Origin of the sequence: Haloarcula sp. S1AR25-4 (assembly GCF_031624555.1) — an archaeon.
GTDB classification, from domain to species: Archaea; Halobacteriota; Halobacteria; order Halobacteriales; family Haloarculaceae; genus Haloarcula; species Haloarcula pellucida.
Genome location: NZ_JAMQOR010000001.1, coordinates 1,122,252 through 1,135,697, shown reverse-complemented (window position 1 = coordinate 1,135,697; position 13,446 = coordinate 1,122,252). Strand labels below are relative to the sequence as shown.

Genomic DNA, 13,446 nt, shown 5'->3' with positions numbered 1-13,446 from the left:
CCCATGGCGCTGATTCCGACGCTCTACTCTATCGTCGCTAACAATCTCCTCACTGCGAAAATCGCACTCGGCCTACAGATCGGCGGATTCCTGACGCTGATGGCCTTCGTGCTGACCTACTTCGGCGGTGCGGGCGGTATCATTCTCGGTCCGGCCGTCGGCGGACTCGGTGGGATGAGTATGTTACTCGGCGGGAATATCGAGGCGACGGTCGACGAAGAGTACAAGAAACACGTCCTCAACAACTGACTTCGCTGGGTGGGGGTCAACATGGTGGATGTCTCGCGGTCAGCGCTACGGGCGACATGAACAGGCAGTTCGTCGAGTTTCTACTCTTGCTCCCGATCGTCTCACTGCTCGCCATTCGCTGGGCACATCACATCTACTTCAAGTGTACGCAGTACCACGAACTCGCAGATCCCGGCGGGTGGTTTCACAGGGTGTATTATCGGATTACGAAGGACGAGGACATCCAGATAGAGAAATGCGGGGAGTCCTTCTGGATCAAAGTCTGGCACGTCACGAAGTACACGATCATCGCGTCGCTGTTTCTCTCGGTCGCAGTGACCGTCGGCTACCTCGTTCAAGACGTGGAAGTCACCGCCGAAACCATCCTCTCGATATATCTCACTGCGGTCGTGTTGAACCTCGTCATTCGGTTCGCCAGTCTGGCAACGTTCGGACGCCTCCAAGAGGGCGGTCGCAAACGGGTCCAGAGTTTCGGATACGCGTTCACGGTATCGACGTTCCACGCGGGGGTCTTCCTGTTTGCCGTCGCCATCGTCAGTCCGAACCAGTCGGCGGCTATCAACCCCTCGCTCATCACCGGCGTCGAACTCCACCACGCACTGATCGCGGTGTTCGTCCCGGCAGTGCTCGCGATGATTAGCGAGTCCGTCCTCGCACTTGTGAATATCCGGGGACAGCACAAGGACGAGTACGACAAGTGACCCAGCAGTAGTATCGACGCGGCCGTTCAGGAAAGGATGGGGCTCAGGGAGCGTGTGACTTTCTCCGTGCCCCCACAGAGGACTGTTACACGGGCATATATAAATCGGCGTCAGACTCGGGTCATACAAACGGCAGACAGCGACTGGACTCTCCCGAAAGGTAACAGGTTCGGCGACGACTATCGGGGCCGATGCGGCGGTGTCGCTGTATACGCGGCTTACTCTGTCGGTAACAACACCCTTATCCCTGCGTGTGTGTGAAACATGGGCATGGACGACATCTTTGTTGGACGGTTGATGTCCTCACCTGTAACGACCGTCTCTGCCGAGACGCCCGCCGAGACGGCTGCCGAACTGATGCTCGAAGCGGGAATCAGTTCCGTGGTCGTCGTGGACGACGACGACCAACTCGCGGGTATCCTCACCTCGACGGACTTCGTGGCTATCGCCGCGGCCGACGAGTCGACGGGAACGCTCTCTGTCGCTGACTACATGACTACCGACGTGGTGACGACGACGGCCAACGAGTCCATCGAGAGCGTCGCTGACCTCCTGATCGAACACGGCATCCACCACGTCCCCGTCGTCGACGACACCGAAGGCGTCGTCGGGATGCTGACGACGACGGATTTGACTGCGTACCTCTCGGGTATCGAGGACCCGACGCCGGCACGCGCGCCGAGCTAATCGGCCGGCAGACGGCGCAATAATTGCCGGCTCTTCGGCGACGATTCGGAATCGACGACGGTGGGCGTCTTTGTCAATCGCAATACAGCGCCAACTATCGTTACAAATATATATGTCCTAATGTGGGGCTAAAGAACACTAATACCTTCAGGAACATCCTCTTATGGGAGTCCCCGATAGATGCGCGCACACATGGTTGAGCGACACGACAGCGATCAGTCTGCGAGCGGGGCCGGGCTCGCGGACCCGACAGACGCACGGTCGAACTGCGGCGTCGGGGTCGTCATGGACCTCGACGGCGGCAGCGACCACGGGACGGTATCGGACGGGCTCGACTTGCTCGAAAACCTCGAACACCGAGGGACCACCGGTGCCGAGCAAAACACCGGCGACGGCGCGGGCATCATGCTCCAGATTCCACACGAGTTCTTCGCCGAGGAACTGGACGCGGACCTGCCTGCACCGGGCGAGTACGCCGTCGGGACGCTCTTTTTGCCGAAGGACGACGACGAGGCCACCGGGGGTCTGAAAGACCTCGTCGAGACGGAACTCGCCGGTGCAGGGCTGGACGTCCTCGAGTGGCGGACCGTCCCCACCGACAACGGTGACATCGGCGCGACGGCGCTCGAATCCGAACCGGCCGTCGTCCAGTTCGTCGTCACCTCGACGGACGGGAAGACCGGCGAGGAACTCGACAACCAGCTCTACGTCGCCCGCCGCGTGCTGGAGAACACCGTCGAATCCGAACAGCCGCCGGGCCACGAACGCTTCTACGTCGTCTCGCTGGCTACCGACGTCGTCGTCTACAAGGGCCTGCTGAAGGCCGAACAGCTACCGGAGTACTACCCGGACCTCTCCGATGAGCGCTTCGAGTCGACGTTCGCGATGGTCCACGCCCGCTTCTCGACGAACACGCTCGGCGCGTGGCACCTCGCCCACCCGTACCGCCGCATCATCCACAACGGCGAGTTCAACACGATTCAGGGCAACATCAACTGGATGCGCGCTCGCGAGACGGACATCCAGAGCGAGCGCTTCGGCGACGACGTCGAGACTATCAAACCAATCATCGACGACCCGAACCAGTCCGACACCGCGAGCGTCGACAACGCGCTCGAACTGCTCTTGCAGGGCGGCCGTGACCTCCCGCACGCGCTCCGGATGCTCATCCCCGAGGCGTGGCGCGGCGAGATGAACAACGTCTCCGGCGACCGGCGTGACTTCTATGACTACCACGCCTCCCTCGTCGAACCGTGGGACGGACCCGCACTCGTCGCGGCGACGGATGGCGACCGCATCGGTGCGGTCCTCGACCGCAACGGCCTGCGCCCGTGTCGCTACGACATCCTCTCGGACAACACGCTCGTCATGTCCTCCGAGGCCGGCGCGCTCGACCACGACGCCAGCGAAATCGAAGAACGCGGCCGGCTCCAGCCCGGACAGTGTTTCCTCGCCGACCCCGAGGAAGGCCGCGTCATCCCCGACGAGGAAGTCTTCGACGACATCGCCGACGAGAAGTACGGCGAGTGGGTCGCACAAGAGCAGGTCGACATCGACGACGTCGCCGACCGCGCTGACAACACGCCGCGCCACGAAGTCGACGGTTTGCGGAGCCATCAGGCGATGTACGGCTACACCTACGACGAGGTCGACCACCTCATCGAACCGATGGCCGAGAAGGGGAAAGACCCCGTCGGCTCGATGGGCGACGACACGCCGCTGTCGGTCCTCTCGCAGTTCAACCGCCCGCTCTTTACCTACTTCAAACAGCTCTTCGCACAGGTCACGAACCCGCCGCTCGACTACATCCGCGAGGAACTGGTCACCTCGCTCGAGTCCCGACTGGGCTTCCAGCGCAACCTGCTCGACGAGACGCAGGCGCACGCCCGGCAACTCGTCCTCGATTCGCCGATTCTCACCGACGCCGAGACGAAGGCCATCAAGGACATCGACGAGAACGGCATGTCGACGAAGGTCGTCGACATCACCTACGAGAAGGGCACGGACCTCCGCGAGGCCGTCGAAGACGCACGCGCCGAGGCCGACGCCGCGGCCGAGGACCACGACATCATCGTCCTCTCGGACAAAGCGGCCGGCGAGGACCGCGTCCCGATTCCGTCGCTGCTGGCGGTCGGTGGTATCCACCACCACCTCGTCCGCAACGGCCTGCGCAACCACGTCGGCCTCGTCCTCGAATCGGGCGACCCGCGCGCCGTCCACCACTTCGCGACGCTCATCGGCTACGGCGCGGGCGCGGTCAACCCCTACCTCGCCTACGAGACCATCGAGGACCTCGTCGCCGGCCCGGACGGCGCCGACCTCTCGGACGCCATCGACGCCTACATCACGGCCGTCGAGGACGGCCTGCTGAAGACGATGGCGAAGATGGGTATCTCCACGGTGGAGTCCTATCAGGGCGCCCAGATCTTCGAAGCCGTCGGCCTCTCCTCCGATTTCATCGCCGAGTACTTCGAGGGGACCACCTGTCGCACGGAGGGTATCGGCATCGAGGAGATAGAGGAGGACCTGCTCCAGCGCCACGAGGTTGCCTGGAGTGAGGAGGAACCCGAGATGCCCCGGCAGGGCGAGTACGAGTTCCGCTCGAACGGCATCCACCACCAGTGGAACCCCAACACGGTCGGCAAGATTCAGCAGGCCGTCCGTATGGGCGACTACGATACCTACAAGGAGTTCGCCGAACTCGTCAACGACCAGAACGAGCAACTCCAGACGCTCCGGGGCCTCCTCGAACTCGATTCGGACCGCGAGTCCATCCCCATCGAGGACGTCGAACCCGTCGAGGACATCGTCACGCGCTTCGAGACGGCGGCGATGTCGCTCGGGTCGCTCTCGCCGGAGATGCACGAGAACAACGCCATCGCGATGAACCGCCTCGGCGCCAACGCCAACACCGGCGAGGGCGGCGAACCGCCCGAGCGGTTCCACACCGAGAAGGAGTGTACGACCAAGCAGGTCGCCTCCGGTCGCTTCGGCGTCACCTCGGAGTACCTCGCCGCGGCCGACGAACTCCAGATCAAGATGGCACAGGGCTCCAAGCCCGGTGAAGGGGGTCACCTCCCCGGCAAGAAGGTCAACGAGATGATCGCCCACGTCCGCTACGCGACGCCGGGCGTCGGCCTCATCTCGCCGCCGCCGCTGCACGACATCTACTCCATCGAGGACCTGAAGCAACTCATCCACGACCTGAAGGCTTCGAACCCCGAGGCCGACATCAACGTCAAGCTGGTCGCCGAGGACGGCATCGGCACCATCGCGGCCGGCGTCGCGAAGGCCAACGCCGACGTGGTCCACATCTCGGGACACGACGGCGGTACCGGGGCGTCGCCGAAGACGTCCATCAAGAACGCGGGTCTGCCGTGGGAACTCGGCGTCGCCGAGGCCAACCAGATGCTCCGCGCGACGGGGCTTCGCTCGCGCATCAAGATCACCACCGACGGCGGCATGAAGACGGGCCGCGACGTGGCCGTCGCCGCCCTGCTGGGTGCCGAGGGGTACACCTTCGGGACCGCCTCGATGGTCACCTCTGGCTGTGTGATGGCCCGGCAGTGCCACGAGAACACCTGTCCGGTCGGCATCGCCACGCAGAACGAGAACCTGCGGAGCCGGTTCCCCGGCGAACCACAGCACGTCATCAACTACATGACGTTCGTCGCCCAGGAACTGCGCGAGATAATGGCCGAACTCGGCTTCGAGACGATCGACGAGATGATCGGCCGCGCGGGCGTCCTCGACCAGCGCGACGACGTCACGCAACCGAAGGCGAAGAAACTCGACCTCTCCTCGGTCATCGCCGAACCGGCCGACAACGACGGCCGGTACAAACAGCGCGAACAGGACCACGAGGTCGACGAGCAACTCGACTGGGACCTGCTGGAGGCGGCCGAACCCGCCATCGAGAACGGCGAACCGGTCGCCATCGATACGAGCATCGACAACGTCAACCGCGCGGTCGGTGCGACGCTGTCGAACCGCATCTGCCGGGCACACGGCGGCGACGGCCTGCCCGACGACACTATCCGGGTCGACTTCGACGGCACGGCGGGCCAGTCCTTCGGCGCGTTCCTCGCACAGGGCGTGACGATGGAACTGACCGGCACGGCCAACGACTACGTCGGCAAGGGCCTCTCCGGCGGGAAACTCATCGTCAACACGCCCGAGGCAGCGCCCTACGAGGCCAGCGACAACATCGTCATCGGCAACGTCGCCCTCTACGGCGCGACCCAGGGCGAGGTGTACATCAACGGCATGGCCGGCGAGCGCTTCGGCGTCCGCAACTCCGGCATCAAGGGCGTCGTCGAGGGCGTCGGCGACCACGGCTGTGAGTACATGACCGGTGGCGCCATCGTCGTCCTCGGGGAGACGGGCAAGAACTTCGCGGCCGGGATGTCCGGCGGCGTCGCCTACGTCTACGACCCCGATGGGTCCTTCGCCGAACAGGCCAACACCGGCATGGTCTCCATCCGCGAGACGCTGGAGGCGAAAGACCGCCAGATGATCACTCGCCTCGTCGAGAACCACGCGGCCTACACCGACTCGGACCGCGCGAACGAACTGCTAGCGGACTGGGACGCCGAACTCGACAACTTCACCATGGTGATGCCCGACGCCTACGCGGAGGTCATCTCCGACCGCGAACGCGACGACGTGCGCAACGAACCGCCGGCCGCCGCGACGCCCGCGGCCGAGGCCGGCGAGGCCGACTTCGCGGCCTCCTCTGACGACTGAGGACCGGCGTCGCTCCGTTCGGTTTTCGAGACGTCTCGCTCGCTCTCCGCGGGACAAACAGCAGACGAGAACGCTTCTCCCGGCCGCTGCGAGGACGGCTACGTACCGTCACGCTGCGGACGACGCGCCACGCTCGTCTATCCGGGCCGAGAACGCAGGTCGGCTAACGGCCGCTTCGAAACCCGGCTGTTAGCTCACGACGACCAGATTGTCGACGACGTCGACGCCGGCCCGGTCGAAGACGGCCCGCATATCCTCGCCCAACGCGACGTCGGTGATGAACACGTCGATGTCGTCGACGGTAGCGAACTCGCGGAAACTCTGCTGGCCCAGTTTGCTCCCGTCAGCGACGAGGATGACGCGATGGCCGCCGTCGACCAGCAAGGACTTGATGCGGGCCTCGTCCTCGTTCGACACCGAGAGGCTCCCGTCCTGTTGGATGGCGTCGGTTTCGAGAAAGACGATGTCGAAGTTCGTCTTGCGCAGATACGACTCGCCGCTCGGACCGACGAGGGCATCCGATGTCGGTCGGAGCGAGTCACCGACGACTTTCACCTCACCGCAGGCTTTCCGGAGTTCGAACGCGTTCTCCGGGGAGTTCGTCGCGACGAGGAGCGACACCGACTCCGGAAGCTCTCTCGCGACTTCCATCGTCGTCTGGCCGGTGTCGAAAAAGACGGCGTCGCCGTCGCTCAACTCTTCGACCGCCCGTTCGGCGATGGCACGTTTCCCGTTTGGGTTCTCGACGCTGTTCGTCACTCGGGCGTCCGTGACGTCCTCCCGTCCGTTCGTGGCAGGGAGCGCACCGCCGTGGAACCGCTCGATGAGACCGTCCTCGGCCAGCGACGCCAGGTCGCGTCGAATCGTCGCCCCCGAGACACCGAACGTCTCCGTGAGTTCCTCGACTGTGACCCTGTCACTGCTGTTTACTTTTCGAACTATCTCTTTTCGTCGTTCCTCGGGCAACATAGTCACGAGTTATTCCGTATCGAACGCGCCGGTTGTCGGTTCGTAGCTATAGTAGCGACGCGTATAGCCTTGTTTATAATCGACATTCTCGACACCGAGAGGCTCCACCGACGGAATCGGTACATTCGGTCTTGCATACGTCTACGACGGACACCCTCGTCCGCCGCACGCCGTTATATTTACAGTCTGTGTCGTATTCATAAATATGCGTTCCTCATATTACTCGGTGAGGACCCCAAACAGCGTCGCGACGATCGTCCCAAGGCTGCTGACGATAGCGCCGCCGTGGACACCAGTCGCGTAGTCGTACACGGCGATAGCCGCCAGTATCCCGGCGATGCCGAACGCAGCCAGTGTAACGCGTGACAGGCTACGGGTGGTGTCTGGTCGCATCGTCAGGCGGTCAGTTTCTGCTCGGACTTCGACTCGTAGGTCAGGGACTCCCCGGTCTGGGGGTCGAAGTACTGGAGCGAGTCGCGGTCGAATCTGAGGTTGACGCTGTCGCCCATCTGGACCGTCGTGTCCGGGTCGACGGCGGCCTTGATGGTCTGGCCGGTATCGAGGTCGAGTTCGAGGACCGTCTTCTCGCCCTGCGGTTCGACGACCTGTACGGTGGCGGGGTGGACGTTCGCGGCGATACCGTCCTGATTGAGCGAGATGTTCTCGGGGCGGATACCCAGCACGACCTGATCGTCCAGATACGCCTCCAGTTCGTCGGCGAACTCGTCGGGGATATCGTGGGTGTCCGTCCCGATGTCGAGTTGTAGCTTCTCTGCGGAGTCGCGTTCGAGCGTCCCCTCGATGAAGTTCATGCTGGGGGACCCGAGGAACCCGGCGACGAACATGTTGCGCGGGTTCGAATAGACGTGCGTGGGCGCGCCCACCTGCTGTATCTGCCCGTCGTCCATGACGGCTATCTGGTCGGCCAGCGTCATCGCTTCCACTTGGTCGTGGGTGACGTACACCGTCGTCGTCGATAGCTCCTCGTGGAGTTTGTTCAGTTCCGCGCGCATCTGCACGCGGAGCTTCGCGTCCAAGTTCGACAGCGGTTCGTCCATCAGGAACACTGCGGGGTCACGGACGATGGCTCGGCCGAGCGCGACGCGCTGTTGTTGGCCGCCGGAGAGTTCCGAGGGCTTGCGTTCGAGCAAGTCCTGTATCTGCAGGAGCTCTGCGGCTTCGGCGACCCGTTCCGTGATGACGTCCTCGGGCGTGTCGTGCTGTTCCAGCCCGAAACGCATGTTCTCGCGGACGGTCTTGTGGGGGTACAGCGCGTAGTTCTGGAACACCATCGCGATGTCCCGTTCGTACGCCCGCCGGTCGTTGACCACTTCGTCGCCGATGCGAATCTCGCCGTCCGTGGCGCGTTCGAGGCCGGCGATGAGGCGCAGCGTCGTCGTCTTCCCACAGCCGGAGGGGCCGACGAAGACGGTGAAGCTCTCGTCGGGGATGTCCAGCGAGATACCGTCGACAGCCGTGACGTCGTCGAATTCCTTTACGAGGTCGTTGAGTTCTACGTGTGCCATTGTTGGTTACTCCTTGACAGCTCCTTGGGTCAGTCCACTCACGATGTACTGCTGGAAGAACAGGCCGAACAGGATGCCCGGCAGGGCCGCTATCATGCCACCGGCGGCGAGGTGTGCCCAGTCGACGAAGTCGTCCGCGACGAACAGCGAGACGGCGATGGGCAGTGTCTGTGCCTGCTCCGAGGACGTGAGAACGAGCGCGAAGACGAACTCGTTCCACGAGAAGATAAAGGCGAGAATCGCCGTCGCGGCGATGCCGGGTTTCGCCATCGGCAGGATGATCTTGACGAACCCTTCCCAGCGCGAACAGCCGTCGATACGGGCCTGTTCGTCCAGCGACTCGGGCACGCCGTCGAAGTAGTTCTTCATTATCCAGACGGCAAAGGGGAGGTTGAAGAACGTGTACGTCAGTATCAGCGCGATTCGGGTGTCGTAGAGACTCCCGGTCAGGCCGCCGACGAGCGGCGGGTTCGACATGATGCTGAAGAACGGCACGATGAGCGCGATGGGCGGAATCATCCGCGCCCCGACGATAGAGAGCAACAGCGTCTTGTTGCCCATAAAGTCGTACCGGGAGAACGAGTAGCCGGTGACCGTCCCGAGCGTGACACAGATGACGGTGGTCGTACTCGCCACGATGAGGCTGTTCAGCGTGTACAGTTCGAAGGGTCTGTTCTGGAAGATTTCGACGTAGTTGCTGACCGTCGGCTGGGTCGGGACGAAGGATATCGGGATGTCCAGCACCGCCGACGTCGGTTTGATGCTCGTGATGAAGATGAAGTAGATGGGGAACCAGATGACGAAAACGTACAGTCCCAACAGTCCGTACGCGACGAGGCGCTCACGGACGACGTGGGACCACTCGTTTTCGGTGTCCAGTCCCAGTGCCGCTATCAGTTGGCCGAGAGTGGATTGTTTCGTGCTCATTGTTAGTAGGGTGACTCACCGAAGACTTTGTACAGCAGTGCCACGATCATGAACGTGACCGCGAGCAGGACGACACCGAGTGCTGCACCCTCTCCGGGGCGGTTGAATACCTGTGCGGTGCGGTAGAGCCAGGAGGCCCAGACTTCCGTCGACTTCCCCGGGCCGCCCTGGGTCATGACCCAGACGAGGTCGAGCGCGCGGATGTCGAAGATGATTCGGATGGTCAGGGCAACGAGGATAGACGGCTTCAGGAACGGATACGTGACGTTCACGAAGCGCGATATCTTCCCGGCGCCGTCGACTTCGGCGGCGTCGTACAACTGCTCTGGGACGTTCTGGAGCCCCGCGAGCAGGATGATGATGATAAAGGGCGTGAACACCCAGATGTCCGCGATGACGAGCGCCATCATCGACAGCGTCCCGTCCGAGAAGAACGCGATTTTGCTGGACAGGAGGCCGGATTGGGTGAGTATCCCGTTGATGGCGCCGTACTCCGAATTGAACATCCAGCGCCACATCAGCCCGCTCATCACGTAGGGGAGAATCCACGGGACGATGACGGCGGTCCTGAACCACCCGCGTCCCTTGAGGTCTTTGTCGAGAAGGAGCGCGATGCCCAGTCCCAGCGCGAACGAGATACTCACGCTCAGCCCGACGTAGACGAACGTGTGCCAGGTAATCGAAACGAAGTCCGGTGCGAGGCCGAGGAACGTCCCGCTGCCCCCCTCGGCGAAGATGAGTCGTTTGAAGTTCCGAAGGCCGACGAACTCTTTTTGACTGGTTATCGGATTCGTCCAGAAGACGCTGCTCCAGAGTAACTTCAGGGTCGGGTAGACGATGATGCCGGCTATCCAGAGCATCGTCGGGCCGACCGTCAAGGGGACGAACAGCCGGTCGAGTTTGCGTCGCAGTGATTGTTTTTCTGTCGACATGTGGTAAGGGTCGCTGTGTGATTAGTTGGCGGTTCTGTGACGGGTTCCGATCAGAGCAACCCGATGTCCTGATACAGCCGCTCGATGTTGCTCTGTGCCGTCTCGAGAGCCTTCTGTGGGTCCTTGTCGCCCAGAAGCGCGGGCGTGATCTGTTCGGCGAGGTAGTCGTCGACCTGTGGTTGGGCGAGATACGTCTCGCTCTTTGCGTGTTCGAGGTTGAACTTCATGTCCTCGAGCAGCCACGACGGGTACTGGCTCTGGATCTCCTCGGAGTCGTACACCGACGGGATGACCGCGGGGTTGCCCTCCACCTTCATGTTCGTCTTCGACGACTTCGTCGTCGTCATGAACTGAGCGAACTTCTTGGCAGCCCGTTTTTTCTCGGAGAACGCCGAGACGCTGATACCGTTCGTGTCCTGGAACGTCGCACGGGAGTCGGGACCTTTCGGGGGTTTCGCACTGGCGAGACGGTCCTTGCCCCACCCGTCGGCGTCGAGTGCACGTGCGCCCAGCGGCGTCCACGACTCCACGGAGGCTAGCTGGCCGGCGATGAACGTGTCGCCAGCGCCACCCTCGCCCATACTGGAGATGCCATCGGGAATCAGGTCCTGCGTGCGGAGTTTCGTGAAGAACTCCATGACGTCCATCCCCCCGTCGACGAAGACGGGCTCGTTGCTATCGTTGAACAGCTGGCCACCCGCCTGGTAGAGGAATTGCTTGAACGTGAACACGCTCTTGTTCGACCAGGTAAACGCGAAGGGCGACGTGTTCTCGGTCTTCAACTGCTGGCCCTTCGAGACGACTTCGTCCCACGTCTGCGGAGCCTCACTGACGCCCTGCTCCTCGAAGTGCGTCTGGTCGTAGAGGTACGTCCCCCACTTGCCGAACTCGGGGGCCATGTACGTCTTCCCGTCCAGCGTGACGAGGTTCTGGAGGTTCTTCGGGAAGTTCGACATGTGGCTGTCGCCCAGTTCGAGCGGTTCGAGCCAGTCGGAGGCGACGAAGTCCGCCAGCCACCACGTCGGGCCGTTGAAGGCGTCGACCGTCGCGTCCTTGTTCCGCCAGATGGTGGTGAGGCTGGTCTTTAGGTTGTTCCACGGCACCTCGTTGACTTCGACGGAGATGCCCGTCTCGTCCTCGAATCGCTCGATGTTCGCCTCCGTCCCGGGGTCGTACTTGAGGCTCCCGGCGTTGTAGAAGACGATACTGTCGGCCATGGACTCCGTGCCGGTCCCCGTGGTCTCGCCGGACCCGTCAGACCCGTCGGACCCGCTCTCGCCGTCCGAACTACCGTTCCCGCCACACCCCGCGAGTGCGACCGTGCCGATAGCGCCTGCTCCTTTGATGAACCGTCGTCGAGTTCGCTTGGATTGTCGCTGCATGCAAATGAACACCATTTGGGCATGGTTAATAAATTATGTGGGTTATTATTCACACATAATCACTACGAGGTATTACGTAACGCGTATCAAAACTCCCCAAGATGCCGTAATTCGGGTCAGAAACGCATATATTGGCAATTTGTGTGACGAGACACCTCGGCGGCGACTGCTGAGGGGCGTGAGCGATATCGTGCATATCGCGTGAACGGGTGAGCAAAATGTGCACGACTCGTCGCGTCGGTCGCCGACGGCGGTCGCGCTCGGTTCGGGGCAGCGGGACGTCCGACTGTCACCCAACTCGTTTTGACGCCGCCGCTCCATACGCCGGTATGGACGACGTACTCGTCATCGGCGGGACGCGCTTCATCGGTCGCCACACCGTCGCGGAGTTCCGCGACGCCGACTACGACGTGACGATGTTCAACCGGGGGACGCGGGAGAACCCCTTCGCCGACGACGAGTCCGTGACTCACTTCGAGGGCAACCGCCGCGACAGGGCGACGCTCGAAGCGGCCTCCGACGCCGTGGACCCAGACGTGGTCGTCGACTGCGTGGCCTACTTCCCGGCAGACGTCCGGGCCGCGACGGACGTCTTCGCCGACGCCGACGCGTACGTCTACGTCTCCAGCGGAGCGGCTTACGGCGAGGAGCGAGTCCCGAAACGCGAGGACGATACGGCGCTCGAACCGTGTTCCGAGGAGCAGGCCACGACCGACAGCGCCGAGACCTACGGGCCGCGGAAAGCCGAGGGCGACAGGGCGGTGTTCGCGGCCGCCGAGGCGGGTGTCCGCGCGATGAGCGTCCGGCCGACCGTCGTCTACGGCCCCCACGATTACACCGAACGGTTCGCCTACTGGGTGGACCGGGTGGACGTAGCGGACCGCATCGCCGTCCCGGGCGACGGTCTGAGCCTCTGGCAGATGGCCTACGTCGAGGACGTCGCGAGTGCGCTCCGTATCGTCGCCGAGAACGGTGCGGCCGGCGAGGCCTACAACGTCGGTGACGAACACGCACCCATGCTGGGGCAGTGGATAGACCTGCTGGCAGAGACCTGTGAGACGGGCGTCGAGACTGTCGGGGCCACCGCGCGCGACCTGGCGCGCAACGGCCTCGAACCACAGGATTTCCCCATGTACCGGAGTTCGCCACACGTACTGGAGACGGCGAAACTCAGGGCGCTGGGCTGGTCGTCGACCCCGCAGCGACTCGCGCTCCAGCGAACGGTCGCGGAACACCGGGAGAACGAGCGAACCGGCCGTCAGTTCGGCCCGGACCGAGAGACGGAGATCGCGCTACTCGACGACCTCACCGAGTGAGGCGCGACGGA

11 protein-coding genes are annotated in these 13,446 nt (G+C 63.0%); 5 read left to right on the top strand and 6 right to left on the bottom strand.

Going from position 1 to position 13,446, the window contains the following annotated elements; genetic code table 11:
* Positions 1–3 precede the first annotated feature (3 nt).
* From NDI85_RS05975 to gltB, 4 genes are all read left to right on the top strand, one after another.
* Complete coding sequence (locus NDI85_RS05975; protein ID WP_188993747.1) at positions 4–249, top strand: hypothetical protein; 246 nt, start codon at positions 4–6, stop codon at positions 247–249.
* A gap of 56 nt (positions 250–305) precedes the next feature.
* On the top strand, positions 306–950 hold the full coding sequence (locus NDI85_RS05970) for a hypothetical protein (protein ID WP_188993748.1): 645 nt from the start codon (positions 306–308) through the stop codon (positions 948–950).
* A 270-nt stretch (positions 951–1,220) separates the two neighbouring features.
* Positions 1,221–1,637: a CBS domain-containing protein gene (locus tag NDI85_RS05965; RefSeq protein WP_310915234.1), complete on the top strand. Its 417-nt coding sequence runs from the start codon at positions 1,221–1,223 to the stop codon at positions 1,635–1,637.
* Positions 1,638–1,829: 192 nt separating this feature from the next.
* Positions 1,830–6,383 (top strand): glutamate synthase large subunit, encoded by a 4,554-nt coding sequence (gene gltB, locus NDI85_RS05960; protein ID WP_310915233.1) that lies wholly within the window; start codon positions 1,830–1,832, stop codon positions 6,381–6,383.
* A 189-nt stretch (positions 6,384–6,572) separates the two neighbouring features.
* Here gltB and glpR read toward each other — a convergent pair whose 3' ends face one another.
* The 6 genes from glpR to NDI85_RS05930 all read right to left on the bottom strand — a co-directional run bounded on the left by glpR (position 6,573) and on the right by NDI85_RS05930 (position 12,119).
* Positions 6,573–7,352 (bottom strand): HTH-type transcriptional regulator GlpR, encoded by a 780-nt coding sequence (glpR, locus tag NDI85_RS05955; protein WP_310915528.1) that lies wholly within the window; start codon positions 7,350–7,352, stop codon positions 6,573–6,575.
* A gap of 219 nt (positions 7,353–7,571) precedes the next feature.
* Complete coding sequence (locus NDI85_RS05950; protein ID WP_166968734.1) at positions 7,572–7,745, bottom strand: hypothetical protein; 174 nt, start codon at positions 7,743–7,745, stop codon at positions 7,572–7,574.
* 2 nt (positions 7,746–7,747) lie between these two features.
* Positions 7,748–8,878 carry an ABC transporter ATP-binding protein gene (locus NDI85_RS05945; RefSeq protein ID WP_310915232.1) on the bottom strand — a complete coding sequence of 377 codons (1,131 nt, stop codon included), beginning with the start codon at positions 8,876–8,878 and terminating at the stop codon, positions 7,748–7,750.
* 6 nt (positions 8,879–8,884) lie between these two features.
* Positions 8,885–9,805: a carbohydrate ABC transporter permease gene (locus NDI85_RS05940; RefSeq protein WP_310915231.1), complete on the bottom strand. Its 921-nt coding sequence runs from the start codon at positions 9,803–9,805 to the stop codon at positions 8,885–8,887.
* A gap of 2 nt (positions 9,806–9,807) precedes the next feature.
* Positions 9,808–10,737: a carbohydrate ABC transporter permease gene (locus NDI85_RS05935; protein WP_188993755.1), complete on the bottom strand. Its 930-nt coding sequence runs from the start codon at positions 10,735–10,737 to the stop codon at positions 9,808–9,810.
* 50 nt (positions 10,738–10,787) lie between these two features.
* On the bottom strand, positions 10,788–12,119 hold the full coding sequence (locus NDI85_RS05930) for an extracellular solute-binding protein (RefSeq protein WP_310915230.1): 1,332 nt from the start codon (positions 12,117–12,119) through the stop codon (positions 10,788–10,790).
* 329 nt (positions 12,120–12,448) lie between these two features.
* On the opposite strand from NDI85_RS05930, the gene NDI85_RS05925 reads away from it, so the two are divergent.
* On the top strand, positions 12,449–13,435 hold the full coding sequence (locus tag NDI85_RS05925) for an NAD-dependent epimerase/dehydratase family protein (RefSeq protein WP_310915229.1): 987 nt from the start codon (positions 12,449–12,451) through the stop codon (positions 13,433–13,435).
* The last annotated feature ends 11 nt before the right edge of the window (positions 13,436–13,446 follow it).

Excerpts from the sequence above, each read along its gene's own strand:
- NDI85_RS05935 (WP_188993755.1), bottom strand. The coding sequence starts at position 10,737 with ATGTCGACAGAAAAACAATCACTGCGACGCAAACTCGACCGGCTGTTC.
- NDI85_RS05925 (WP_310915229.1), top strand. The coding sequence starts at position 12,449 with ATGGACGACGTACTCGTCATCGGCGGGACGCGCTTCATCGGTCGCCAC.
- NDI85_RS05940 (WP_310915231.1), bottom strand. The coding sequence starts at position 9,805 with ATGAGCACGAAACAATCCACTCTCGGCCAACTGATAGCGGCACTGGGA.
- NDI85_RS05950 (WP_166968734.1), bottom strand. The coding sequence starts at position 7,745 with ATGCGACCAGACACCACCCGTAGCCTGTCACGCGTTACACTGGCTGCG.
- NDI85_RS05965 (WP_310915234.1), top strand. The coding sequence starts at position 1,221 with ATGGACGACATCTTTGTTGGACGGTTGATGTCCTCACCTGTAACGACC.
- glpR (WP_310915528.1), bottom strand. The coding sequence starts at position 7,352 with ATGTTGCCCGAGGAACGACGAAAAGAGATAGTTCGAAAAGTAAACAGC.
- NDI85_RS05945 (WP_310915232.1), bottom strand. The coding sequence starts at position 8,878 with ATGGCACACGTAGAACTCAACGACCTCGTAAAGGAATTCGACGACGTC.
- gltB (WP_310915233.1), top strand. The coding sequence starts at position 1,830 with ATGGTTGAGCGACACGACAGCGATCAGTCTGCGAGCGGGGCCGGGCTC.
- NDI85_RS05930 (WP_310915230.1), bottom strand. The coding sequence starts at position 12,119 with ATGCAGCGACAATCCAAGCGAACTCGACGACGGTTCATCAAAGGAGCA.
- NDI85_RS05975 (WP_188993747.1), top strand. The coding sequence starts at position 4 with ATGGCGCTGATTCCGACGCTCTACTCTATCGTCGCTAACAATCTCCTC.
- NDI85_RS05970 (WP_188993748.1), top strand. The coding sequence starts at position 306 with ATGAACAGGCAGTTCGTCGAGTTTCTACTCTTGCTCCCGATCGTCTCA.